Origin of the sequence: Paraburkholderia dioscoreae, from assembly GCF_902459535.1 — a bacterium.
Taxonomy (GTDB): Bacteria; Pseudomonadota; Gammaproteobacteria; order Burkholderiales; family Burkholderiaceae; genus Paraburkholderia; species Paraburkholderia dioscoreae.
The window spans coordinates 2,403,832-2,429,431 of sequence record NZ_LR699553.1 but is presented as its reverse complement, the minus strand read 5'-3'; the positions used below and the strand labels follow the sequence as shown (position 1 = coordinate 2,429,431).

General features: G+C 62.9%; 19 protein-coding genes. 16 read left to right on the top strand and 3 right to left on the bottom strand.

The window, feature by feature from the left end; all coding sequences use genetic code 11:
- Positions 1–84: 84 nt before the first annotated feature.
- From corA to PDMSB3_RS10725, 11 genes are all read left to right on the top strand, one after another.
- Positions 85–1,062 carry a magnesium/cobalt transporter CorA gene (gene corA / locus PDMSB3_RS10775; protein WP_007181729.1) on the top strand — a complete coding sequence of 326 codons (978 nt, stop codon included), beginning with the start codon at positions 85–87 and terminating at the stop codon, positions 1,060–1,062.
- A gap of 352 nt (positions 1,063–1,414) precedes the next feature.
- Entirely contained in the window at positions 1,415–2,377 is a 963-nt protein-coding gene (locus PDMSB3_RS10770; RefSeq protein ID WP_165186113.1) for a sugar ABC transporter substrate-binding protein, read from the top strand.
- Positions 2,378–2,678: 301 nt separating this feature from the next.
- Positions 2,679–4,277: a sugar ABC transporter ATP-binding protein gene (locus tag PDMSB3_RS10765; RefSeq protein ID WP_007181731.1), complete on the top strand. Its 1,599-nt coding sequence runs from the start codon at positions 2,679–2,681 to the stop codon at positions 4,275–4,277.
- Positions 4,274–5,362: an ABC transporter permease gene (locus tag PDMSB3_RS10760; protein WP_165186110.1), complete on the top strand. Its 1,089-nt coding sequence runs from the start codon at positions 4,274–4,276 to the stop codon at positions 5,360–5,362. The genes PDMSB3_RS10765 and PDMSB3_RS10760 overlap by 4 nt, the downstream gene beginning before the upstream one ends.
- Positions 5,363–5,553: 191 nt before the next feature.
- Positions 5,554–6,594 (top strand): LacI family DNA-binding transcriptional regulator, encoded by a 1,041-nt coding sequence (locus PDMSB3_RS10755; RefSeq protein ID WP_007181733.1) that lies wholly within the window; start codon positions 5,554–5,556, stop codon positions 6,592–6,594.
- A 448-nt stretch (positions 6,595–7,042) separates the two neighbouring features.
- Positions 7,043–8,842, top strand: a complete 1,800-nt coding sequence (locus tag PDMSB3_RS10750; RefSeq protein WP_165186108.1) for a methyl-accepting chemotaxis protein — start codon at positions 7,043–7,045, stop codon at positions 8,840–8,842.
- Positions 8,843–9,256: 414 nt separating this feature from the next.
- A complete protein-coding gene (locus tag PDMSB3_RS10745) occupies positions 9,257–10,018 on the top strand; it encodes a 2-keto-4-pentenoate hydratase (protein WP_165186105.1) in 762 nt (253 codons plus the stop codon).
- Between the two features lie 806 nt (positions 10,019–10,824).
- Positions 10,825–12,747, top strand: a complete 1,923-nt coding sequence (locus tag PDMSB3_RS10740; RefSeq protein ID WP_007181736.1) for a PrkA family serine protein kinase — start codon at positions 10,825–10,827, stop codon at positions 12,745–12,747.
- A gap of 140 nt (positions 12,748–12,887) precedes the next feature.
- Positions 12,888–14,159 (top strand): YeaH/YhbH family protein, encoded by a 1,272-nt coding sequence (locus tag PDMSB3_RS10735; protein WP_007181737.1) that lies wholly within the window; start codon positions 12,888–12,890, stop codon positions 14,157–14,159.
- Entirely contained in the window at positions 14,156–15,886 is a 1,731-nt protein-coding gene (locus PDMSB3_RS10730) for a SpoVR family protein (RefSeq protein ID WP_007181738.1), read from the top strand. Before PDMSB3_RS10735 ends, PDMSB3_RS10730 begins: the two co-directional genes overlap by 4 nt.
- A gap of 236 nt (positions 15,887–16,122) precedes the next feature.
- On the top strand, positions 16,123–17,427 hold the full coding sequence (locus PDMSB3_RS10725) for an MFS family transporter (protein ID WP_165186102.1): 1,305 nt from the start codon (positions 16,123–16,125) through the stop codon (positions 17,425–17,427).
- Between the two features lie 120 nt (positions 17,428–17,547).
- On the opposite strand, the gene PDMSB3_RS10720 is transcribed toward PDMSB3_RS10725, so the two are convergent.
- The 3 genes from PDMSB3_RS10720 to PDMSB3_RS10710 all read right to left on the bottom strand — a co-directional run bounded on the left by PDMSB3_RS10720 (position 17,548) and on the right by PDMSB3_RS10710 (position 19,403).
- Positions 17,548–17,769 (bottom strand): hypothetical protein, encoded by a 222-nt coding sequence (locus tag PDMSB3_RS10720; RefSeq protein WP_007181740.1) that lies wholly within the window; start codon positions 17,767–17,769, stop codon positions 17,548–17,550.
- A gap of 159 nt (positions 17,770–17,928) precedes the next feature.
- Positions 17,929–19,011: a glycosyltransferase family 2 protein gene (locus tag PDMSB3_RS10715; RefSeq protein WP_007181741.1), complete on the bottom strand. Its 1,083-nt coding sequence runs from the start codon at positions 19,009–19,011 to the stop codon at positions 17,929–17,931.
- Between the two features lie 212 nt (positions 19,012–19,223).
- On the bottom strand, positions 19,224–19,403 hold the full coding sequence (locus PDMSB3_RS10710; protein WP_007181742.1) for a hypothetical protein: 180 nt from the start codon (positions 19,401–19,403) through the stop codon (positions 19,224–19,226).
- A 573-nt stretch (positions 19,404–19,976) separates the two neighbouring features.
- Between PDMSB3_RS10710 and PDMSB3_RS10705 the strand changes: the two genes are divergently transcribed.
- From PDMSB3_RS10705 to PDMSB3_RS10685, 5 genes are all read left to right on the top strand, one after another.
- Entirely contained in the window at positions 19,977–21,002 is a 1,026-nt protein-coding gene (locus PDMSB3_RS10705) for an ABC transporter substrate-binding protein (protein WP_035518600.1), read from the top strand.
- Positions 21,003–21,075: 73 nt separating this feature from the next.
- Positions 21,076–22,122: an aromatic ring-hydroxylating oxygenase subunit alpha gene (locus PDMSB3_RS10700; protein WP_165186099.1), complete on the top strand. Its 1,047-nt coding sequence runs from the start codon at positions 21,076–21,078 to the stop codon at positions 22,120–22,122.
- A 2-nt stretch (positions 22,123–22,124) separates the two neighbouring features.
- Entirely contained in the window at positions 22,125–22,958 is an 834-nt protein-coding gene (locus tag PDMSB3_RS10695) for an ABC transporter ATP-binding protein (RefSeq protein WP_007181745.1), read from the top strand.
- Between the two features lie 161 nt (positions 22,959–23,119).
- Complete coding sequence (locus PDMSB3_RS10690) at positions 23,120–23,878, top strand: ABC transporter permease (RefSeq protein WP_035518100.1); 759 nt, start codon at positions 23,120–23,122, stop codon at positions 23,876–23,878.
- A 51-nt stretch (positions 23,879–23,929) separates the two neighbouring features.
- The gene (locus tag PDMSB3_RS10685) at positions 23,930–25,375 is read left to right on the top strand and encodes an amidohydrolase family protein (protein ID WP_007181747.1); all 1,446 of its coding nucleotides are present in this window, start codon (positions 23,930–23,932) and stop codon (positions 25,373–25,375) included.
- Positions 25,376–25,600 lie beyond the last annotated feature (225 nt).

Below are 25,600 nucleotides of genomic sequence, written 5' to 3'. Positions count from 1 at the left end.
AATCTGTCCATGCAGACTGGCCGCCTGGCTTACGCGTCGTAAGAGTGTGTGGCCGGTCTGTTCCGTTTTCAAGGTAATCCAAACATGCTGATCAATTGCGCCGCCTATCAGGACGGCCGGAAGCTGGCAGACATCGATATCGATAGCATCAGCGACTACGTGGCGCGGCCCGAGTGTTTCGTCTGGGTCGCGCTGATGGACCCGGGCCCGGGCGAACTGGCCGTGATGAAACACGAGTTCGGCCTGCACGAACTCGCGATCGAAGACGCGCAGAACGGCCACCAGCGTCCCAAGATCGAGGAGTACGGCGAGTCGCTGTTCGCCGTGATGCACACGGTGGAAATGGATGAACATGGCGAACTGCTGATCGGCGAAGTGGACGTATTCGTGGGCAGCAACTATGTGCTTTCGGTGCGGCGCGGTACGCGCCTCGGCTTCAAGAACGTGCGCGCGCGCTGCGAGCGCGAGCCGCAATTGCTCAAGGAAGGCTCGGCGTTCGTGCTGTATGCGCTCGCCGACGATATCGTCGACCGGTATTTCCCGATCATCGAGGCGATGAACAGCGAGATCGAGGAGATCGAAGACCGCATCTTCGACCGCAACAATTCCGCGGCGTCGCGCGCGATCATCCAGGATCTCTATTCGTTGAAGCGCCGTCTCGTGATTCTGCAGCACCATATCGCACCGCTGCAGGAAGCCATCAGCAAACTGACGGGTGGCCGCATTCCGAGCGTCTGCGACGGCATGCAGGCGTACTTCCGCGACGTCTACGACCATCTCGAGCGGATCGTCAGAATCATCGACGGACGGCGCGAAATGGTCGTCACCGCCGTGCAGGTCAATCTCGGCATGATTTCGCTCGCCGAGAGCGAGGTGACCAAACGGCTCGGCTCGTTCGCGGCGCTGTTCGCGGTGCCGACCATGATCGCCGGCATCTACGGGATGAACTTTCAGACCATTCCCGAGTTGCACTACAAGTACGGCTATCCGATCTGTCTGGCGGTCATGCTGACTGTCGACCTCGTGCTGTACTGGCGCTTCCGCAAGGTCGGCTGGCTCTGACGAGGGGCAAGGCATCGTCCCGCGTTGTTCGGGCTTGCATCGCGCGCAATAAAAGTCCAGCATAGGCGGCCCGTCGGCCTGTAATCTTGCGGCTGGCGGCAAATCTGCCATGCCCAGACCCAGCGAGGGATCTTTGCCACACGCAACCTGCCGGCGCGCTGAACCGGCGCGCCGGTTCGAATCGATCGCCTGCGCCGCACAGGCCGCGCGCCGACGCACTGCAACACCGTGCGGCGTTGACAAGCCGAGCGGACTGCGCTGAGAATGAGCCTCGCAAACGTTTGCGCACTATTAAAACGCACTAACGAAAAATAAGGCTCCGCAGCGAGCCTGACAGACCTTGGAGATATGCATGAGCCAACGCATCCGCCGCCGCATCCTGACGGCTGCCGTCCTCGCCACCGCTAGCGCCGCTTTGCCGTTTTCGTCTGCGTACGCGCAGAACGCGTCCGCTCACAAGCCGAAGGTCGCGCTGGTGATGAAGTCGCTCGCCAACGAATTCTTCCTGACCATGGAAACCGGCGCGAAGGACTATCAGAAGCACAATCCGTCCCAGTTCGACCTGATCACCAACGGCATCAAGGACGAGACCGATACCGCGAACCAGATCCGTATCGTCGAGCAGATGATCGTGTCGAAGGTCGACGCGATCGTGCTGGCGCCGGCCGACTCGAAGGCGCTGGTGCCGGTCGTCAAGAAGGCGGTGGACGCGGGCATCATCGTCGTGAATATCGATAACCGGCTCGATCCGGACGTGCTCAAGTCCAAAGACCTGAACGTGCCGTTCGTCGGCCCGGACAACCGCAAGGGCGCGCAGAAGGTCGGTGATTACCTGGCCAGGAAGCTCAAGGCGGGTGACGAGGTCGGCATTATCGAAGGCGTGTCGACCACCACCAACGCGCAGCAACGCACCGCGGGCTTCAAGGACGCGATGCAGAAGGTCGGCGCGAAGGTCGTTTCGGTGCAATCGGGTGAATGGGAAATCGACAAGGGCAATGCGGTGGCTTCGGCAATGCTCAACGAATACCCGAATCTGAAGGCGCTCCTCGCCGGCAACGACAACATGGCGATCGGCGCGGTCTCGGCCGTGCGCGCGGCCGGCAAGCAGGGCAAGGTGCTGGTGGTCGGCTACGACAACATCAACGCGATCAGGCCGATGCTCAAGGACGGCCGCGTGCTCGCCACCGCGGATCAGTATGCCGCCAAGCAGGCCGTGTTTGGTATCGACACCGCGCTGAAGGCGTTGAGCGAGCACAAGAAGCAATCGGATCTGTCTGGCGTGGTGGAAACGCCGTGCGATCTGATCACGAAGTAGGCATGGCCCGGTGAGTGCCGGGATAAGTGGGTACGCAGGCCAGTGTCGCGGCATGTCTCTTGCCCGCTGCATGAGACGCGCACGGACTTGCGTCTATTCAATAAATGCTCAAGAAACCTGCCGCGCCGCCGTTAATTCCAGAGATAAGCGCCATGACGGCGCCGCGCGACGGGAGGGGTGCGTGGCTGTTAGCGCCTGCGCATTTCGCGCATTGGGCCGGCATGACGCAAGGCGGCCGGCGGCGGCTTCATGCGAGCGGATCGTGTGAGGCCGCCGCCACCGCTTTGGAACCAGGATTGCGATGGATTCGACCGATCACGACGCCATGCCTGCCGTACTGTCCGTCAGCGGCATCGGCAAGACCTACGCCGAACCGGTGCTCGCCGACATTTCGCTGTCGCTGCGCGCCGGTGAGGTATTGGCGCTGACCGGAGAGAACGGCGCAGGCAAGAGTACGCTGTCCAAAATCATGGGTGGGCTGGTCGCGCCGACCGCCGGTACGATGCGCCTCGCCGGCGAGCCTTACGCGCCGGCAAGCCGCACCGAAGCCGAGGCGCTCGGCGTGCGCATGGTGATGCAGGAGCTGAATCTGCTGCCGACTTTATCGGTGGCCGAAAACCTGTTCCTGAACCGCTTGCCGAGGCTCGGCGCGTTCAGCTTCGGCTGGATCGACCGGCGCAAGCTGCGCGAAGACGCGCGGCAGGCGATGGCGCAGGTCGGCCTCGACGCGATCGATCCGGACACGCTGGTCGGCGAACTCGGTATCGGCCATCAGCAGATGGTGGAGATCGCGCGCAATCTGATCGACGACTGCCGCGTGCTGATTCTCGACGAGCCGACCGCGATGCTGACCGCGCGCGAGGTCGATCTGCTGTTCGAACAGATCGACCGGCTGAAGGCGCGCGGCGTGGCGCTCGTCTACATTTCGCACCGGCTCGAAGAGCTGGCGCGGGTGGCCGGGCGGATCGCGGTTCTGCGCGACGGGCGGCTGGTGCATGTCGACGCGATGGCCAACCTGACCAGTGACGAGATCGTCACATGGATGGTCGGCCGTGAGCTCGGTGAGCGGATCGATCTGGGCGCGCGCAATATCGGCGCGCCGCTTCTGAAAGTGGAGCGGCTCACGCGCGGCAAGGTGGTGCGCGAGGTGTCGTTCGAAGTGCGCGCGGGCGAGATTTTCGGCATCAGCGGCCTGATCGGCGCGGGCCGTACGGAGTTGATGCGGCTGATCTACGGCGCCGATCAGAAAGACAGCGGCAGCGTCGCGCTGGCTAAAACGCCTGGCGCGCCGCCCACGCCGGTGCAGATCGCTTCGCCCGCGGACGCGGTGCGCGCCGGCATCGCGCTGATCACCGAAGACCGCAAGGGCGAAGGCCTGCTGCTGCCGCAGCCGATCGCGGCCAATGTGTCGCTCGGCAATATCGGCAGTGTGGCGCGGCACGGCATCGTCGATGCGAAGCGGGAGAACGCGCTGGCGCAGACGCAGATCGCCGCGATGCGGATTCGCACTTCCGGGCCGGCGCAGATTGTCGGCGAGCTGTCGGGGGGCAATCAGCAGAAGGTCGTGATCGGCCGCTGGCTGGCGCGCGACTGCCGCGTGCTGTTATTCGACGAACCTACGCGCGGTATCGACGTCGGCGCGAAGTTCGATATATATGGCTTGATGGGTGCGCTGGCTCGCGAAGGCCGCGCGCTCGTGGTGGTGTCGAGCGATCTGCGCGAGCTCATGCTGATCTGCGACCGGATCGGCGTAATGTCCGCGGGCAGCATGATGGGTGTGTTCGAGCGCGACAATTGGTCGCAGGATGCGTTGCTGGCCGCGGCTTTCGCCGGCTACCGCAGCCGCGACGCGTTGCTGCACGCCGCCCCCGACACCAGCGAAGCAGGGAGTCTGTCATGAACGATCAGTCGTTGCCTGAAGCGCCGGGCGACAAGCCGGGCGCGGGCCGCGCGGATGGTGCAGGTGGCGCAGGTGGCGCAGGTGGCGCGGGCGGTGTGACGCCGCCCGCCGACCCGTCGGCGCCGCTCGCGAGCGGCAAGCCGGCCGGCACGCGCCTGGGCTTTTCGAATTACCTCGGGCTCGCCGGGGCGTTGCTGGCGATGATCGTGCTGTTCTCGCTGCTGAGTTCGCACTTTCTGACGTACGACACGTTCAGCACGATCGCCAATCAGATTCCCGATCTGGTGGTGATGTCGGTGGGCATGACTTTCGTGCTGATCATCGCCGGGATCGATCTCTCGGTGGGGTCGGTGCTGGCGCTGGGCGCGTCGGTGGTGAGCGTGGCCGCGCTGAAGTGGGGCTGGGGGCCGTTGCCGTCGGCGCTGCTCGGTGTCGCGGCGGCGGCGTTGACAGGCACGATCACCGGCGCGGTGACGGTGGGCTGGCGGATTCCGTCGTTCATCGTCTCGCTCGGCGTGCTGGAAGCCGCGCGCGGCATGGCGTATCAGATGACGAATTCGCGCACCGCCTATATCGGCGACGCGTTCGACTTCCTGTCGAACCCGATCGCGGTCGGCATTTCGCCGGCCTTCCTGATCGCGGTGGCGGTGATGGTGGTCGCGCAACTGGTGTTGACGCGCACGGTGTTCGGCCGTTACCTGGTCGGCATCGGCACCAATGAGGAAGCCGTGCGGCTGGCGGGCGTCAATCCGCGGCCGTACAAGGTGATCGTGTTTGCGCTGATGGGCGGCCTCGCGGGGCTGGCCGCGCTGTTCCAGATCTCGCGTCTGGAGGCGGCCGATCCGAATGCGGGCGTCGGTCTGGAGCTGCAGGTGATCGCGGCCGTGGTGATTGGCGGCACGAGCCTGATGGGCGGGCGCGGCTCGGTCATCAGCACTTTTTTTGGCGTGTTGATCATATCGGTGCTGGCGGCCGGCCTCGCGCAGATCGGCGCGAACGAGCCGACCAAGCGGATGATCACCGGCGCGGTGATCGTGGTGGCGGTGGTGCTGGATACGTATCGCAGCCGTCGCAAGCGCGCCTGACCGGGGTGGCCGGCACGTGCTGGAACATACGCCGGCACAGCGAGCCGGAGCACAACGCAGCAAGGGCAGTCACAGCGTCATGAGCGGTAAGGCGCAAGAATTCATGGGTTTGGTCAGTCTTCGAAGAAGACTGCCGGTGGGTCGCCAGATGGCGTGGCCGGCGGGCAAAACAGGCAGGAGAGCAACAGGTTATGGCGACGATCAAGGATGTAGCGGCCGTGGCGGGCGTGTCGTTCACGACGGTATCGCACGTGGTGAACAACTCGCGGCCGGTGTCGGCCGACGTGCGCGCGAAGGTCGAACACGCTATCCGTCAGCTTCACTATGTTCCGTCGGCGGTGGCCCGCTCGCTGAAGGCGCGGTCGACGGCGACGATCGGGCTCGTCGTGCCGAACACCACGAACCCGTATTTCGCGGAACTGGCGCGCGGGATCGAGGACGGTTGCTCGCGCAACGGCTACTGCGTGTTCTTCTGCAATTCCGACGACGATCCGGCCAAGCAGCGTAATTATCTGCGCGTGCTGCAGGAAAAGCGGATCGACGGCCTGATCGTCGCCTCCGCCGGCGACGACGCCGTGCTCGCGCAGACGCTCGCCGACTCGCGCGAGCCGCTGGTCATTCTGGATCGCAACATCGAAGGGCTGAACGCGGATCTGGTACAGATCGACCACGAGAAGGGCGCATATTTCGCGACCCGGCACCTGCTCGAACTGGGGCACGTACGGATCGGCTGCATTACGGGGCCGGTTCAGACGGCCGTCAGCGCGATGCGCGTGCACGGTTTTATCCGCGCGATGACCGAGCGCGGCATCGAGATTCCGCCCGACGCGATCGTCGAAAGCGATTTTTCGGGCACCGGCGGCCACCGTGCGGCCGGGCAGCTGTTCGACACGATCGAACCGTCGGCGATTTTTGCCTGCAACGACATGATGGGTATCGGCGCGCTGCGCGCAGCCGCCGAACGCAACATCAGCGTGCCGCGTGATTGTTCGATCATCGGTTTCGACGATATCGAACTGGGGCGTTTCACCTATCCGGCGCTTTCGACCGTCGGGCAATCGGTGCGCGCGCTCGGCGACATGGCCGCGCAGACGCTGATCGAGCGGATTGCCGGCACCTCGTCCGGCAGCCCGCGTCCGCCGGGCCGCCGGCGCGTCGTATCGCCGCGGCTGATCGTGCGCGAGTCCACCGCGACCTGGGGCGGTGCGGCCAAACGCAATCTGGCGGCCTGAGTCGACGCCGTGCGCGACTTTCCTATGCGCGTTTGCACAGCGGAGCGCGGCCGCTTGTGCAGCGCATCCGCGCCTAACCGCTGCCGATAGGCGGAATGCGTGCCGCGGCGCGCGTGGCATGGCTGGCGCGCTCGCCGTCGGCACGCCATGACTGCCCCGTATCTACCCCCCAACGGCGCAGCCCTTGTCCCTTTCTGACTTCCCACCGCACGCGCCGTTGCGCCCTGCGTATTCATCGAACTCCAACACTGTGGCATCGTCAGCGGTTTGTAATTTCTTCCTGTTGCTTACGGCGGCTTTCCTCATACCATATAAATCCTTCAAGGAAGCCGGCACCATGCCGTAAACAGAATTATTAGAGCGCCGCTTCGAACGAGCGCCGACACGCAGCCACCACACGCTATTCCCGCTGCGCAAGCCACTCTCATTTTTCAGCCAGGAACCAGGCATGTTGAACAAGGGCATCACGATCAAGGCGCGGATAGGCCTCACGATGGCTTTTCTCGCCGCGCTGCTGGTGGCGATCGGTGTATTCGGGCTGTTCGGAATGAGCCGTTCGAACCACGCCTTAAGCGATACCTTCACCAATGCCATGCCGAGCGCGGTCAACATCGGCAACGCCGAACTTTACGCGGCGCGTGAGCGGCTGGCGCTCGACCGCGCGGCATTCATGATCGGTACGCCGGAAGCCGCGCCGACACTCGAGCGCGCGCGCGGCATGCGTGTCACGTCCGATATGTGGTGGAAACAGTATATGGATCTGCCGCGCGGGCCGGAGGAGGATCGCCTCGCGCAGGACGTCGTCTCCAGACGTGACGCGCTGCATCAGCGACTGGACGCCTTCGCGGCGACCATCGCCGCGAACGACCAAAGCAAGGTGGTGGACGGCGCCAAGCGCCTGCAGGTCGCCTACAACGACCTCGCCAATGCCGACGACGCCTTGCGCAAATACCAGTTCACCTCGGCGAAAGACGGCTACGACTCAGCGGAAAGCAGCTTCGAACTGTTCCGCCTGATCAGTTCGGGCGCCTTGCTGATCGGCGTGCTGGCCGCGGCGATCTCGTACCTGACGCTCAGCCGCGCGATCGCCCGGCCGCTCGACGCGGCGCTCGGCCATTTCGACGCGATTTCGGCGGGCGATCTGCGCCGGCCGGTCGTCGTGACCTCGCGCGACGAAATGGGGCGGCTGCTCGAAGGCATCGCCAGGATGCAGCGCAGCCTTACCGAAACGGTGCGCACCGTGCGCAGCGGCAGCGAATCGATTGCGGCGGCCACACACCAGATCGCCGCCGGCAATATCGACCTGTCCTCGCGTACCGAAGAGCAGGCCTCGGCGCTGCAGCAAACCGCCTCGAGCATGGAAGAGCTCACCGGCACGGTCAAACAGAACGCCGACAACGCCCGCCAGGCGAGCTCGCTTGCGGCCAATGCGTCTGAGATCGCCAACAAGGGCAGCGCGGTGGTCGACAAGGTGGTCGGCACGATGGGCGACATCAACCAGAGCTCGGCCAGGATCGCCGACATCATTTCGATCATTGAAGGGATTGCGTTCCAGACCAACATCCTGGCGCTGAACGCGGCGGTGGAAGCGGCACGCGCCGGCGAAGACGGACGCGGTTTCGCGGTGGTGGCGGGCGAAGTGCGCAGCCTCGCTCAGCGTTCGTCGGCTGCGGCGAAGGAAATCAAGGAACTGATCGATACTTCGGTGGAGCGCGTGCAGTCGGGTTCGGCACTGGTCGACGAAGCCGGCCGCACCATGACCGACATCATCGGCGCGGTGCAGCGTGTGACCGACATCATGGGAGAAATCGCCGCGGCTTCGGAAGAACAGAGCAGCGGCATCGATCAGGTGGCGCGCGCCGTCACGCAGATGGACGAAGTCACGCAGCAAAATGCCGCGCTCGTCGAAGAAGCGGCAGCCGCGGCGTCATCGCTCGAAGATCAGGCCGGCAAGCTGCGGCAAGCGGTCGCCGTGTTCCAGCTCGAAGAAGCCGGCTACAAAGCACCGGCTAGCCCGGCGCCGAAGCGTGCGAGCGCGCCGCCGCGTGGGGTGGTCGCGCGTAAAGGTTCGCATGCCGCTGCCGTGCGACCCGCGTCGCACGCTGCAACTGCCGCTGCAGCCGCGGCTGTGACGAAAGCGCCGGCTACGGCGCCACAGACCGCTGCCGCGACGGCACGGGGGGCCGCCAAAGCCACCGCGACTGCCGGCTCCCGCTCCGGCAGCGATCACGATTGGGAAACGTTCTGACGGGTCTCGCCGTAAATTCCCGTTCGCAACGTTCATTCCCGCCGGGCCGGCGGATCCCAGTAGATGGGTAATTGCCGGCGCCGTGGCTACGTTGCTCAAAAAGACCGCGATTGCGTCTGCATTCACGGTCTTTTTTTATGGTGAGCGCGTTAAGTAACGTTTGCGATCGCAGTCCGTACCCTGGCGAGCGTCATGATCCGGTACATTGACGGACGCCCCGACGGAACTCCTCTCGGGGTGCGCCCCGAAGGGAGTTCCCCTGGGGGCGCTGCCAGGCATGTAGCGGCAATCGCTGACGCGCGGCGTCAGTCCGACGGGCGTGGTTTCGCCGCCTTCGAGCGCTGCCACACATGGCCCTCCATTCACCAGCACGCCATACTCAACCGCTCAATGCGCCAGCCCCAAAGGACCGACATGACGCCTCACGACCTCGCGCACCGCCTCGTCGAAGCACGCCGGCAGCATCGCCCGATCGATGTGCCCGCACCCGACAGCCTGCCGCCCGATGCGGCAACCGCGTACGCGATCCAGCAGGCGGTCATCGCCGGCCTCGGCGAATCGACCGGCGGCTGGAAGATCGGCGCCAAAGTGCCGGGCGGCGCCGCCGCGGGTGCACCGATTCCGGCCTCGCTGGTGCTGCCGTCGCCGGCACGCATCGCCCATGACAGATTCTTCCGGGTGCTGGTGGAGCTGGAGATCGCATTCCGCTTCGCGGAGGCGATCGAGCCCCGCGGCCGTGCCTATGCGCGCGACGAGGTGCTGGCAAAGGTCGGCGTCGTGTTGCCGGCCATCGAGATCGTCGACAGCCGCTTCACCGAGTGGCCGAACGTCGCGCCGCTTGCGCAACTGGCCGACGCCCAGAACAACGGCGCGTTGATTACGGGCCATCCGGTCGCGTATGCGGGACTGGCGCGCGGCTTCGACTTCGTTTCACCCGAACTGGAGCTGAGTTTCGACGGCGATTCGCTGATACCGGAGGCCACGGGCAATCCGGCGGGCGATCCGCGCGAACTGCTGGTGTGGTTCGTCAACCATTGCGCCGCGATGGGCATTACCATCGAGCCGGACTGGACGCTCACCACCGGTTCGTACGTCGGCGCTCACCGGCTGCACAAGGCGGGCATCGTGCGCGGACACATCGATGGCCTCGGGGAAGTGGAAATCGAACTAACCTGAGAGGTCGCGCATGTAACAGCGCATTACGAAACTTCACTCGAACGGCTGCCTGCGGGCAGCCGTTTTACATTCATCGCATCCGTGAGGGCCGCTGTGCCGTATACACCTATTGGAACGGCGCACGGTCTTGCCGTCATCCAGTTATACCTGTGGCTAACCATGCCGCTCACGCGGTTAATACGAAGCGGTCTGGGATGGCGGAAACTTATCCGCCTCTCGCGGGAATTGTGACGCGCCTGCGGAAGCGTGCGGAACAAAACCGCTCGCGCGTTGACGAACCGGGTGAAGCGGCACGGGAGCAGTCTGTTTCGGATTGGCAGGGCACACGAACTGCGCATCAACATGTAACAGCCAACTGTTTGTGTAGACCGAACGCTTGTGTCGCGCGTTGATGAAAAAAGTGGCCGGACACAGAAAGCGGGCAGACGTCTGCGCTTTCGGCAACGAGATGTGCGTGTGCGGACACGCTGTTTGATGCAGAAGTGGGATTGTTCGATGAACGTAACGGCTCGCGCACGGCAGTATGGCAGGAACACTGAGCAGCACTTCGGCCACGCGCTGATGTGGCGTCGAGGTATGAGTGAAGGCAGCGGCGCATGACCGCAATCGCTGCGATATGAGTGCAAGATTGTAGGTGGTCGAAACTTTGTTTCCAAGTGAGGAATGTCGGGAGGCGAATACGGCGCGATTTTCGCAACGTAGTTCGTGAAAAAAAATTTAAAAGGGTTTAGGATGAATTCGAGCGATGTCGTTTCCGAATAGCGCGCCGCGCACGACATCGGTCTAGACTTCGGCGAGGAGGTAGCATGGATATCTACAGCAGTTTCGCGACCCGCTTCGAGAAAACGCGAGAAGATGAGCTCTCGCTCGAGGAGTATCTCGCGCTCTGCAAAGACAATCCCGCCGCGTACGCCACGGCTGGCGAACGCATGTTGACGGCGATCGGGGAGCCGGAACAGATCGACACTCGTAACGATCCGCGCATGTCGCGCATCTTCGCGAACAAGGTCATCAAGGTATACCCCGCATTCCGTGAGTTCTACGGAATGGAAGAGGTGATCGAGCAGGTGGTCGCCTACTTCCGGCACTCGGCCCAGGGGCTTGAAGAAAAGAAGCAGATCCTGTATCTGTTGGGCCCGGTCGGCGGCGGTAAATCGTCGATCGCGGAACGTCTTAAGCAGCTCATGGAGCGCGTGCCGTTCTACGCGATCAAGGGCTCACCCGTGAACGAGTCGCCCCTCGGTCTGTTCGACTACGAGGAAGACGGCCCGATTCTCGAAGAACAATATGGCATTCCACGCCGCTATCTGAAAAGCATCCTGAGTCCGTGGGCGGTCAAGCGCCTGCACGAATACAACGGCGATATCCGCAAGTTCCGCGTAGTGCGCCGCTACCCGTCGATCCTTCGCCAGATCGGTATAGCCAAAACCGAGCCGGGCGACGAAAACAATCAGGACATTTCGTCGCTGGTCGGTAAGGTCGACATCCGCAAGCTCGAACAGTACGCACAAGATGATGCCGACGCCTACAGCTACTCCGGCGGCTTGTGTCTCGCCAATCAGGGCCTGCTCGAATTCGTGGAAATGTTCAAGGCGCCGATCAAGGTGCTGCACCCGCTGCTGACCGCTACCCAGGAAGGCAACTTCAAAGGTACGGAAGGCTTCGGTGCAATCCCGTTCGACGGCGTGATTCTGGCTCACTCGAACGAGTCCGAATGGAAGGCATTCCGCAACAACCGCAATAACGAAGCACTACTCGACCGGATCTTCGTGGTGAAGGTGCCGTACTGCCTGCGCTACGGTGAAGAGATCAAGATCTATGAGAAGCTGCTGCGCAATTCTTCGCTGGCGAACGCGGTGTGCGCACCGGGCACCTTGAAGATGATGGCGCAGATGTCCGTGCTCACACGCTTGCAGGAACCGGAGAATTCGAGCCTGTTCTCGAAGATGCAGGTGTACGACGGCGAGAACCTGAAGGACACCGATCCGAAGGCCAAGTCTTATCAGGAGTACCGCGATTTCGCAGGCGTGGATGAAGGGATGACCGGCGTGTCGACCCGTTTCGCGTTCAAGATCCTCTCGCGTGTATTCAACTTCGACTCGACCGAGGTCGCGGCCAATCCGGTGCACCTCATGTACGTGCTCGAACAGCAGATCGAACGCGAGCAGTTCCCGCCGGAAACCGAGCAGAAATATCTGTCCTTCATCAAAGACGTGCTCGCCTCGCGCTATGCGGAATTTATCGGCAAGGAGATTCAGACCGCGTATCTGGAGTCGTATTCCGAGTACGGTCAGAACATTTTCGATCGCTACGTGACGTACGCGGACTTCTGGATTCAGGATCAGGAATTCCGCGACCACGACACCGGCGAGAGTTTCGACCGCGCGGCGCTGAACGCCGAACTGGAGAAGATCGAGAAACCCGCGGGCATCAGCAACCCGAAGGACTTCCGCAACGAGATCGTGAACTTCGTGCTGCGTGCGCGTGCTGCCAACGGAGGGAAGAATCCTGCGTGGGTCAGCTACGAAAAGCTGCGCGTCGTGATCGAAAAGAAGATGTTCTCGAACACGGAAGAGCTGTTGCCGGTGATCTCGTTCAACGCCAAAGGCTCGGCGGAAGAGCAACGCAAGCACGAAGACTTCGTCAATCGTATGGTGACGAAGGGCTATACGCCGAAGCAGGTGCGCTTGCTGTGTGACTGGTATCTGCGCGTGCGCAAGTCGTCATGATGCGCATTGCGTGCCGCCCGCGCGGCCGGATTGCGCGGGCACCTTGCGAGGCGCAAGCTGTATGGACATAGCGTTGCATTGCGCAGCGTGCGTCTCGCGCACCGGAAATTAGCGCAGCTGCATGGGATTGGAGACCGGGCGTGCTTCATCAAATCATCGACCGCAGGTTGGCAGGCAAGAACAAGAGCATTGCGAATCGCGAACGTTTTTTACGTCGCGTCAAGAACTACATTCGTCGCGCCGTTTCGGAAGCCGTGCGCGATCGCAGCATCAAGGATATTCAGAACACCCAGAGCATCACCATTCCGCGCAAGGACATCGCGGAGCCGTCGTTCCGGCACGGTCCCGGCGGCAAGCGGGAAATGGTGCATCCGGGCAATTCCGACTACATCCGCGGCGACAAGATCCAGCGCCCGCAAGGGGGCGGCGGTGGAGGCGGAGGCAATCAGGCCAGCAATGAAGGCGAGGGGCAGGACGACTTCGTGTTTGAACTGAGCCGCGAAGAATTCATGCAGTATTTCTTCGACGACCTCGAACTGCCGCGTCTCGTCAAAACCCATCTGATGGCCGTGCCCACGTGGAAAAGCATTCGCGCGGGCTGGGCTGCCGAAGGCACGCCGAACAACATCGACGTGGTCCGTTCGCTGCGCAGCGCGCTCGGCCGCCGCATCGCGCTCGGTGCGCCGCTCGTCAACCAGTTGCACGAGATGGAACGGCAACTCGAGACGATGAAAGCCGATCCCGACGATCGTCGCGAAGAGATCAAACTGCTCGAAGAGGAAATTCACCATTTGCGCGGGCGCATCTGGCGGATTCCGTTCATCGATCCGTTCGATCTGCGCTACGTGAACCGCGTGAAGCAGCCCACGCCTTCCAGCCAGGCGGTGATGTTCTGTCTGATGGATGTGTCCGGTTCCATGGACGAGCAGCGCAAAGACCTCGCCAAGCGCTTCTTCATCTTGCTGTATCTGTTTCTCAAGCGTAACTACGAAAAGATCGAAGTGGTGTTCATCCGCCACCACACTCGCGCCGAAGAGGTCGACGAAGACACCTTCTTCCATTCGACCGAAAGCGGCGGCACGGTGGTATCGAGCGCGCTGGAGCTGATGAAGAAGGTGATGGACGAGCGCTATTCGCCGACTGAATGGAATATTTACGGTGCGCAGGCGTCGGACGGCGACAACTGGACCGACGACTCGCCAAAGTGCCGCAAGATACTCGCGGATGACATCCTGGAGAAGGTGCGCTATTTTGCGTATATTCAGGTGACACCGGAAGAGCAGAACCTGTGGCTGGAATACGCGCAACTGGCCTTAAGCCAGCCGCACATGGCGATGAAGAAGGTCGAGACCGCGGCCGATATTTATCCGGTGTTTCGGGAGCTGTTCGAAAAGCAGGCGGCTAATTCATGACGAGCAAGCACCTGCACAACGAAGCGCACGGCGAGCCGGAGAACGGCGTGCCGGAGCGCGGGAAAGGCGTGCCGCAGCAGCAACAGTCGGGGCATGCCGAGGCGAAGGCGGACGACACGGGAGCCGCCACAGCCGGAGCAGTCGACACCGCTGCAGCACGGGGACACACCGGAACGCCCAACGAGGGGCAAAGGGAAGTCCGTATGAACGTAGCCGATAGACGGCCTCTGCCGTGCCCGTCCGACTGGACCTTCGAATTGATCGAAGAGTACGACTCGCATATTGCCCGTGTTGCAGAGCAATATGAACTCGACGTGTATCCGATCCAGCTCGAACTCATCAGCGCCGAACAGATGATGGATGCGTACGCGTCCGTCGGTATGCCGGTGAACTACCGTCACTGGTCGTTCGGCAAGCACTTTCTCTCCACCGAAAAAAGTTACCGTCGCGGGCAGATGGGACTGGCGTACGAGATCGTCATCAATTCGAACCCCTGCATCGCGTATCTGATGGAAGAGAACACGATGACGATGCAGGCGCTCGTCATCGCCCATGCGGCTTACGGGCATAACTCGTTCTTCAAGGGCAACTATCTGTTCCGTTTGTGGACGGATGCACACGCGATCATCGACTACCTCGTCTACGCGAAGAATTACATCGCGGAGTGCGAGGAGCGCTTCGGGCTCGACCGGGTCGAAGAACTGCTCGATTCGTGCCACGCGCTGATGAACTACGGCGTGGACCGCTACAAGCGTCCGCAGAAGCTGTCGCTCGAAAAGGAATTCGCGGCGCGCCGCGAACGCGAAGCGTATCTGCAATCGCAGGTGAATGAGCTGTGGCGTACCTTGCCGACTCGGCATACCCCTTTGCCGGAGGAAATCGAGGAGCGCTATCCACCGGAGCCGCAGGAAAATCTGCTGTATTTCGCGGAGAAGAACGCACCGCTGCTGGAACCGTGGGAGCGGGAAGTGATTCGCATCGTGCGCAAGGTCGGTCAGTATTTTTATCCGCAACGGCAAACCCAGGTAATGAACGAGGGCTGGGCGACGTTCTGGCATTACACCTTGCTCAACACCATGTACAACCAGGGCAAGCTGGAAGACGGCTTCATGATGGAGTTTCTCCATTCGCACAGCAATGTGGTCTACCAGCCGCCGGTCACCAAGCCGTATTACAGCGGCATCAATCCGTACGCGCTCGGTTTTTCGATGATGAGCGACATTCGCCGGATCTGCGAGACGCCGACGGAAGAAGACCGCAAGTGGTTCCCGGAACTGGCGGGCAGCCCGTGGCTGCCCGCCATGCACTACGCGATGCGCAACTTCAAGGACGAGAGTTTCGTCGCGCAGTATCTGTCGCCGCATCTGATCCGCGAAATGCGCCTTTTCTCGGTGCTCGACGACGACATGCGCGACGCGCTCGAAGTCTCCGCGATTCACGACGACAGCGGCTATCAGTACGTGCGTCAGGCATTGTCGCGGCAGTACGACATGCATCACCGCGAGCCGAACATTCAGGTGTGGTCGGTGAATACGCGCGGCGACCGGAGTTTGACGCTGCGGCATTTCATGAGCGACAACCGGCACCTTTCCGGCGATAGCGACGAAGTGCTCAAGCACATGGCCCGGCTGTGGCAGTTCGACGTGTATCTGGAAAGCGTCGATGAGAACGGAACGGTCCGCAAGCGCTATGAGTGCCGCTATGTGCCGCCGGCGGTGAGGGTGTGACGTCTTCCTGAATCTGCGGTCGCACGGAAAATCGGATTGAATCAGTGAAAAGCCCCTGCCAGTCGCGCGACTGGCAGGGGCTTTTTTTAAAGACCTGACAAATCGCCATCTCTTCCTTGCAATTCTGTAAAATTCGCTGACGCGCGAACCGTGCCACCGCGGCACCTCGACGCGCGTGTTGCGAAGGCGGCGCCACGACCGCTAACTCCGTTTAAAGACAAGGAAAGAGAATAAACATGACCGACCTGACCGACCAATCCGTGGCTTCGGCTCACGACACGCGGCGGCGCATTTTTGCGATCGTTGGCGCTTCATCGGGCAATCTCGTCGAGTGGTTCGACTTTTACGTGTATTCGTTCTGCGCGCTGTACTTCGCGCCGGCGTTCTTCCCGAGCGGCAATCCGACCACACAGCTGCTGAACACTGCGGGCGTGTTTGCCGCCGGTTTCCTGATGCGTCCGATCGGCGGCTGGTTCTTCGGCCGCCTTGCTGACAAGCACGGGCGGCGCACCGCCATGATGGTGTCGGTGTTCATGATGTGCGGCGGCTCGCTGGTGATCGCGGTGCTTCCCACCTACGCGCAGATCGGCGCGCTGGCACCGGCGCTGCTGCTGGTCGCGCGGCTGTTCCAGGGCTTGTCGGTGGGCGGCGAATACGGCACCAGCGCAACCTATATGAGTGAAATCGCGCTCAAGGGCCGGCGTGGTTTCTTCGCGTCGTTCCAGTACGTCACGCTGATCGGCGGGCAGTTGTGCGCGCTGCTGGTGCTGGTGGTGCTGCAACAGACGCTCTCCACTGAAGAGCTGAAGGCGTGGGGCTGGCGGGTGCCGTTCGTGATCGGCGCGCTGGCGGCACTGGTCGCGCTGTATCTGCGTAAATCGCTCGACGAAACCACCACCGCCGAAACGCGCCACCGCAAGGAGGCCGGTACGCTGCGCGGTCTGTGGCTGCACAAGGGCGCGTTCATGACCGTGCTCGGCTTCACGGCCGGGGGCTCGCTGATTTTCTACACGTTCACCACCTACATGCAGAAGTACCTGGTCAACACGGCGGGCATGCATGCGAAGACGGCCAGCAACGTGATGACTGGCGCGCTGTTCGTCTACATGCTGATGCAGCCGGCGTTCGGCGCGTTGTCGGACCGCATCGGGCGGCGCCGTTCGATGCTGTTCTTCGGATTCTTCGCGACCATCGGCACGGTGCCGTTGCTGCACGCGCTGAAAGACGTGACGAGCCCGTATGCGGCCTTCGGGCTGGTGGTGGCGGCGCTCGCGATCGTCAGTTTCTATACGTCGATCAGCGGCCTGATCAAGGCGGAGATGTTTCCGCCGGAAGTGCGCGCGCTTGGCGTGGGGTTGTCGTACGCGGTGGCCAATGCGATTTTCGGCGGCTCGGCGGAATATGTCGCGCTGTGGCTGAAGCAGGCGGGCAGCGAGTCCACGTTCTACTGGTATGTGACGGCGATGTGCGCGATTGCCGGCGTCGTGGCATTGCGTATGCGTGACCCGTCGAAAGAAGGGTATCTGCGGCACGAACCGTAAGCTCTTAACGCACGACGGCGAATGTGGTTCAGGCGCGGCGCCCGGGGTAACCCGGCGCGCTGCTTCTTCGCGGCCCGGGCGATACGAGCGGGCCGCGCGCATCGAAGGCGCGGTGCAGGCTCACGCCACGATGATCTCCGTTCCCAACGCATGCAGCAGATCGCGCAGCGCTTCGGCCTGGGCCATTTTTGCGTCGCTGCGCAAATGAATCTGCAGCGCTCGTCCGTCAATTCCATCCACGGGTTGCGCGAGCCATAACTCCACCGCGAGGCCCAATCCTTCGGGCTGGTTGACGACGACCGGTTCGATCACACGCGGCTTGAAACAGGCACTGTCGGACATGGCGTCTCGCCTCAGGTCTGATGATGTTCACACCTATCCTAATCAGCGCGCCACGCCAGACCAAGCAACAAATACGCGTTTGCTTAGCAGAGGATGCTTAGCAGAAAACACGCTTATCGCCCCGCACGGACCGGCGGCGAGTGCCGCGCCGGCGCTGCGTCACACCGGCTCCGATCGATCGCTGACGAACTCCGAGACGAACTCCTTGACGGCGGCGGCCGGATCTGCGGCAACGGCGGGCGCAGCGGCCACGGCTGCGACCGCGGCCGCAGCCACTGCTTGCCGGTGCACGCTCAACGCGCTGCGCGTGAGCATCAGAAGATGGTAGTAGAGCCGCACGCTCAACCCATACTTGTACGCGAACAGATGGGTGAAGGCGACCTTGAAGCCGGTGAGCGCCTGGCGATTCTTCGCGTGGACCGATACGACGATCGGCGCGAGACGGCGCAACGCCAGCCTGCGCGAAGGCTCCAGTTGTGCCGGCAACTTCAGCGCGTTGACGAACGCATACGCGCTGAGCGTCGCTGCGACCGTCGTGCCGCGCGTGCTATGCGAGATCGAGCTTGCCGTCTTGCGATACACCGAGACATAGTCGTGCAGATAGAACACCTCGCGCGCCGCGAGACACAACTCTGTGCCGAACACGAAGTCGCAGCACACGCCATACGCTTCCTTGTAGCCGATCCGCTTGACAAGTTCGGCATTGGCCATCCAGCCGTTGTTGGGGAACATCTGAACCAGCCCGGTTCTGCCCGGCAGAGGCTGCAGGCCTTCGGCGTCCTTCGTGCGGCGGAACGCGGCGTTCAGGCTCGCGCTTGCCGTGAAGTCGATGGCGCCGCCGTGATCGGCTTCGTACTGGTCGCCGAATGCCGCATCCAGTTGCGGATGCAGTGCCCATAACAACACGAGTTTTTCGACGCCGTCCGTGGTGAGCAGGTCGTCGTCGTGGATCAGCAGGATCTTGTCGCCGCTCGCGCGCTCGAACAAGCTCGCGACATTGCGCGCCTGGCCGAGCGAAGGCTGGTTCTTCCTGTAGCACACGCGCGGCTCCTGCGCATAGCGCGCCGCGATCAACTGCTGCGTGCGGGTGTCCTTCGAGTCGTCGCCGATCACGATTTCCAGATTGCCGTAACTTTGCGTGAGGCACGAGTCGATGCACGTCGCGATCAGTTCCGGTCGATCGCAAGTCGGCAGACAGATGGAGACCTTGGGCCGGTGGAAGGAAGTGGAGGTGATGGACATGAGCGTCTCCTTTGTTATCTGTTGAGGGGAGGCAGCCGGTTCGCTTGGCGTACAGGTCGCTGCAAGCAGAAAATTAGTCCATCACATCGGAAAAATAATCGGTAAAAATCAGGAAGAAATGTTTGGCGTATGAAAGGGCGTCGAAGGGGAATATTTATGCGGCTTCGCTGCGAGAACGCAGCAAAGCCGCTTGTAGGCCAATGCTTAATATGTCAGCTGACCGACGGCTCGCCCTCGCCGGGTTTTTTGCCGGGACGGTCCGCGGGCGACTCGTTGCGCCCTTCGTCGTCGCGTTCGGGCAGCTTGCTCTTCTCGTTATCGCTATGTACCGCCGGTTGCGGATGCTCGATGTCGGCCGGTTTTCCGTTGACGCGTTCTCTGGTTTCGCTCATGTTCCTCTCCCGAGTGGATGACATGACGATTGCAGCAAGCCGCAGACCCGGCCTCATGATCCGGCGCTCCATGAGCGAAACATCTCCGCGCCGCATCTGCACCTGGACAGTGCCGGCGCGCATCGCGCGAGTGCAGTCGTACGCGAGCGCCGCGCATGGGTTGCGCCGAAACGCCTGGCTGCGCGCGCCACATGCCGCTTTGCGGTAGTTGGCACAACATTCGCTTAAAGGAAAAACAGAGTAGAAGCGGCTAGCGAGCCGGCATGTCCATGCCGGTCACCGTGGGGCATTGCTCTTGGGGCGCATCGTGCGCCCACGTCGAAGCGATTCGGCGTTTGAACGGAACCGTCCGGTTCCGCCAACAAGGAGCGTGCGATGCAGTTGCCCCAGATGTTCACCCGACTGTTGTGCCTCAACGCGATTACACGCGGCGATCTGCGTTCGCGCATGCCTGCGCGTCGTATCGATTCGGCTTGCGCGCAGCGCAGCGGTCACATCGCCCGTTCCTTGTACGGCATTCGGCCTTGCCTTCTCACGTTCCCAACCTTGCCCACATTCACACGGAGTTCAGTCATGCGCATTTCGCATCTTCTCTCCCGCATTGCAGTGTCCGCCCGTTCATTCGCGACGCGCACCGCCGCTGCGGCCACGCTGGCCGGCGCCGCGTTCGCGGTGGCGCTGCCGGCTCATGCCGACGACCACGTCAGCTTGTTGACCAGCTGGTACGCGCAAGCCGAGCACGGTGGTTTCTATCAGGCCGTCGCGACCGGCATCTACAGGAAATATGGGCTCGACGTCACGATCAGGATGGGCGGCCCGCAAGTCAACGGCATGCAGTTGCTTGCCGGCGGCCAGGCGGACTTTCTGCTCGGCTACGACTTTCAGGTGCTCTCGAGCGTGGAAGCCGGCATTCCCGTCGCCACGGTGGCCGCCGCGTTCCAGTACGACCCGCAAGGCATGATGACCCACGCCGACGTGACCAGTCTCGCCGGTTTGAAGAACAAGACGATCCTCGTCGCCGGTTCGGGCCGCACGACGTGGTGGCCGTGGCTGAAGGCGAAGTACGGCTATACGGAAGCACAAGCGCGCCCGTACACCTTCAACCTGCAACCGTTCTTCGCCGATCCGAACGTCGCGATGCAGGCGTATCCGTCTTCTGAAACGTTCCAGGCCGAGCAGGCTCATGCGAACGCGCACTTCTTCCTGTTCGCCGACGACGGCTATCCGCCGTACAACAGCACGATCGTCACGATGCGCGACACCATGAAAAACAGGCCGGACGTGGTGGCGCGTTTCGTGAAGGCTTCGATGGAAGGATGGAAGAGCTACCTGAACGACCCCGCACCGGGCAATGCGCTAATCAAGAAAGACAACCCGCAGATGAGCGATGCGCAACTCGCGTACGGCGTAGCGCAACTGAAGAAGCTCAAACTCGTGACTGGTGGCGATGCGGCCACGCAGGGCATCGGCACGATGACCGACGCGCGCTGGAAAAAGACCTTCGACTACATGGTCGACGCCAAACTCCTCAAGCCCGCCACCGATTATCACGCGGCCTACACGCTGCAATTCATTCAGAACGCGAAGGTGATGCCTTGAGGCCGGCCCTCGACGCGGATACCTCACATCACCTGAACGCCTGAACGTCTGAACGCCCGACAAGGAGCATCACATGCTGGTCACCCGTCAAAACGTCTTGCGCCGCTTCTGGTACGCCATCATGCCGATGGCGCAACTCGATACGGGCCCGCAGCCGTTCACCCTGCTCGGCGAGCCGATCGTGTTATGGAAAGGCGCGGGCGGCAAGCCGCACGCGTTGCGCGATCGTTGTTGCCACCGCACGGCAAAACTGTCGAAGGGATTCGTCGATAGCGACGGCAATATCGCCTGCGGCTATCACGGCTGGACCTACGACTGTTCGGGTCAATGCGTGAAGATTCCACAGAACAGCGGCGGGGCGATTCCGTCGCGCGCCGTGGTGCCGTCGTATCGCTGCGAGGAACGCTACGGCTATGCGTGGGTCGCGCTCGACGAGCCGTTGCAGCCGATCCCCGAGTTTCCCGAGGACGACGCGCCCGGTTATCGCCGCATCCTGCAGTTTTACGAGCGCTGGGAAACGAGTCCGCTGCGCATGATGGAAAACTCGTTCGACAACTCGCATTTCAGCTTCGTGCATAAAGGCAACTTCGGCCTGTTCGATAACCCCAAGCCGTCGAAATACGAATTCCGCCCGCACGAATGGGGCTTCGAAGCCGAGACGCACGTGCCCGTGCGCAATCCGCCCGCGAGCTATCGCATCACCGGCACGACGGAGGAGGTCACCGAGCGCCATCTGATCAACCGCTGGTTCATGCCGTTCGCGCGGCGCTTCGGCTGCGTGTATCCGGCGAGCGGTATCCATCACATCATCTACAATTGCGCGACGCCGATCGACGACCGCACGCTGATGCTGTCGCAATGGCTCTATCGCAACGACACCGAAGACGCCTGCTCGACGCAGGAACTGATCGACTGGGATCGCCCGATCACCGACGAAGACCGCGACATTCTCGAAGCCACCGACTACGACGCCTGCATCGACGTGCGCCGTCAGCAGGAGTGCCATATGGAGTCGGATCAGCCCGGCCTGCTGATGCGCCGCATGCTGCTCAAGCTGCTGAACGATCATGGCGAGTCCGAAGTATTTCGCGAAGTCTTGCCCATTCACGTGGAGGAGTGATCATGGCGGCGACTGAAACCTTTACTCCTGACAGGGCCGCGTCGTCGCTCTCGGTGCAGCGCGTCGACAAGTGCTATCCGAACGGCACGATTGCGCTGGAGGACGTGCGCCTTGCCATCGAGCCCGGCGAGTTCGTTTCGCTGCTCGGGCCGTCGGGTTGCGGCAAGAGCACGCTGCTGAAAATGTTCGCCGGCATTGAAACGCCGACGCATGGCCACATGCGCTGGTGGGGACAGCCGTTCGAGACGGTCGGCTCGCCGGGGCGGCGCATGTCGATGGTGTTTCAGGAAGCGACGCTGATGCCGTGGGCGACGGTCGCCGACAACGTGCGTCTGCCGCTCGATCTCGCCCATGTGCCGCGCCGCGAAGCCGCCGCGCGTGTGGCCGCTGCGCTCGACGGCGTGGGGCTCGCCAAATTCGGCAAGGCGTTGCCGCGCGAACTGTCCGGCGGTATGCAGATGCGCGCGTCGCTGGCTCGCGCGCTCGTGACCGAGCCGGATTTGCTTCTGCTCGATGAGCCGTTCGGCGCGCTCGACGAATTCACCCGTAACCGCCTCGACAGCGATTTGCGCGCCCTGTGGCAACGGCGCGGCATGACGGTGGTGTTCGTCACGCACAGCATTTACGAGGCGGTGTATCTGTCGGGCCGGGTGGTCGTGATGCAGGCGCGGCCGGGCCGCATCATCGCCGACGTGCCGATCGACGGTCCGCTCGAACGCGACGATGCCTATCGCGTCAGCGAGCCGTTCCTGCAGCATTGCAAGACGCTCTCGGAGTTGATCACCGATGCGCATCGCGCGTCGTTTGCGAACGAAGAAACAGGAGTGCAATCATGACGGGCGAAGTGCTTGCGGGTCGTTCGGGCAATGGCGGGCGAGGGGCGGCGGCCGCCTCTTCGACAGCGGCTGCGGCGCAGGGTGCGAGGCCTGCTGCCAGGCCCGCTACAAGCTCTGCTACAAGTGCCCGGCGGCGGCCGTGGTTGCAACGTCCGGGCGTGATGAAGGCGTTGGCGCCGTGGGTCGTCGGCGTAGTGGTGCTCGCAGCGTGGCAGGCCTGGTGCGTGGTGATGAAGGTGCCGGCGTATCTGGTGCCGTCGCCCTCGGCGATCGTGAGCGAGTTGGTGCAGGATGCGCCGCTGCTGTTCGGCAGCCTGCTCGCCACCTTGAAGATCACCCTGCTGGCGTTCGCGCTGGCCACGCTGCTGGGTGTCGTGATCGCGTTGCTGTTCGTGCAGAGTCCGCTGATCGAGGCGAGCCTGTTTCCCTACGCGATCCTGTTGCAGGTCACGCCGGTCGTGGCGATCGCGCCGCTCATCATCATCTGGGTCAAGGATATGGACGCCGCGCTGGTGCTGTGCGCGACGCTCGTGGCGTTGTTCCCGATCATCTCGAACACGGCGCTCGGTTTGCGCAGCGTGAACCCCGGGCTGATCAACCTCTTCAGGATCAATCGCGCGACCCGCTGGCAGACCTTGGTGCGTTTGCGGATTCCGAGCGCGTTGCCCTATTTTTTCGGGGGACTGAGGATTTCGAGCGGCTTGTCGCTGATCGGCGCCGTGGTGGCGGAATTCGTCGCCGGTACGGGCGGCAGCGGCGCGGGGCTCGCGTATCAGATCTTGCAGGCGGGTTTCCAGCTGAATATTCCGCGTCTGTTCGCGGCGCTGCTGCTGATCACCGTGACGGGCGTCGTGCTGTTCGCCATCACGGCGTGGGTGTCGCGCATAGGCTTGCGCGGCTGGCACGACAGTCAACTTTGAATGCCTTTGAATGCCTTTGAATGCATTGGCGACGAACTCAGGCTCGAACTCATGACGACACATCACACGACACCTTCCACCTTGATCCGCAATGCGGCGGCGATCATGACCGGCGGCCGTGGTTCGGCCGACGATCCCGCGCGCGCGAATGGTCCCGACATCCGCATTGCCGGCGACACGATCGAAGCGATCGGCGCGCTCACGCCACGGCCGGGCGAGGCGATCGTCGACGCCACCGATTGCGTGATCTACCCGGCATGGGTCAACACGCACCATCATCTGTTCCAGTCGCTGCTCAAGGGCGACACGGCAGGGCTGGACGCCACGCTCACGCCGTGGCTCGCGGCGACGCCGTATCGCTTCAGGGCGCTCTTCGACGAGCGGCGCTTCCGGCTCGCGGCGCGCATCGGCCTGATCGAACTGGCGCGCTCGGGCTGTGCGACAGTGGCCGATCACAACTATGTGTATTACCCGGACATGCCGTTCGACAGTTCGGCGATCCTGTTCGAAGAGGCGCAGAAACTCGGCTTGCGTTTCGTGTTGCTGCGCGGTGGCGCCACGCGGACACGTCAGCTCGAAGCTGAATTGCCGAGCGCTTTGCGGCCCGAAACGCTGGATGCCTACATCGCTGATGTCGAACGGCTTGCCGCCCGTTATCACGACGCTTCGCCGCGCGCGATGCAGCGTGTCGTGATGGCGCCGACCACCGTGCTGTATTCGATCTCGCCCGCCGAAATGCGCGAGACGGCGGCGGTGGCGCGTGGTCTGGGGCTGCGTCTGCACAGCCATCTCTCGGAGACGGTGGGCTACCAGGATAGCGCGCATGCCCTGTACCGGCAGTCGCCGGTGGCGTTTTGCGGCGAGCACGACTGGCTCGGCAGCGACGTTTGGTACGCGCATCTCGTCAAGGTCGACGCCGACGAGATCGCGCTGCTCGCGCAAACCGGCACCGGCGTCGCCCATTGTCCGCAGAGCAATGGGCGTCTCGGCAGTGGCATTTGCCCGGTGCGCGAGATGGCCGACGCGGGCGTGCCGGTGTCGATCGGCGTGGACGGCGCGGCGTCGAACGAAGCGGCCGACATGATCTCCGAAGTGCACATGACATGGCTCGCGCAGCGCGCGCGGCTCGGCATGATGGCGCAGCCCGCGTTTCGTGGCGGCAGCTTCGAAGGCGGCGCGAGCGCGGCGAGCGTGGCCGATGTGATTCATTGGGGCACCGCGGGTGGCGCGCGGATCATGGGCCTCGACGAGGTCGGCAGGATTGCGGTGGGTTTCGCCGCGGATCTCGCGGTGTACCGGCTCGACGACCCGCGGTATTTCGGCTTGCACGATCCGGCGATCGGGCCGGTGGCGTCGGGCGGAAGGCCTTCGCTGGCCGCGCTGTTTTCTGCCGGAAAGCGTGTGGTGGCCGATGACCAGATCGACGGTGTCGATCTCAGGGAACTGGCGCGTGAGGCGAGGGCGGCTGTTCGGGAACTGCTGGAGGAAGTGGTTTGAGGTGGGCGGCTTGGCTTTTTGACCCGCTGCTCGCCGCGCGTTGACGCGACGGGTACAGCAAGCATTCTGCGTCGACGGCAAGTGGACGATGCAGAACCCAGCCCATCGAGCATTCAAGTGGTCGAGCCTGTGGATATGAACCACGGGGCACCACTGCCGACCGCCCGGTCAATCGCGAGCATGTCGGCGCGGCAGCCGACGCGGCAAGACGATGCGGCCGGTACT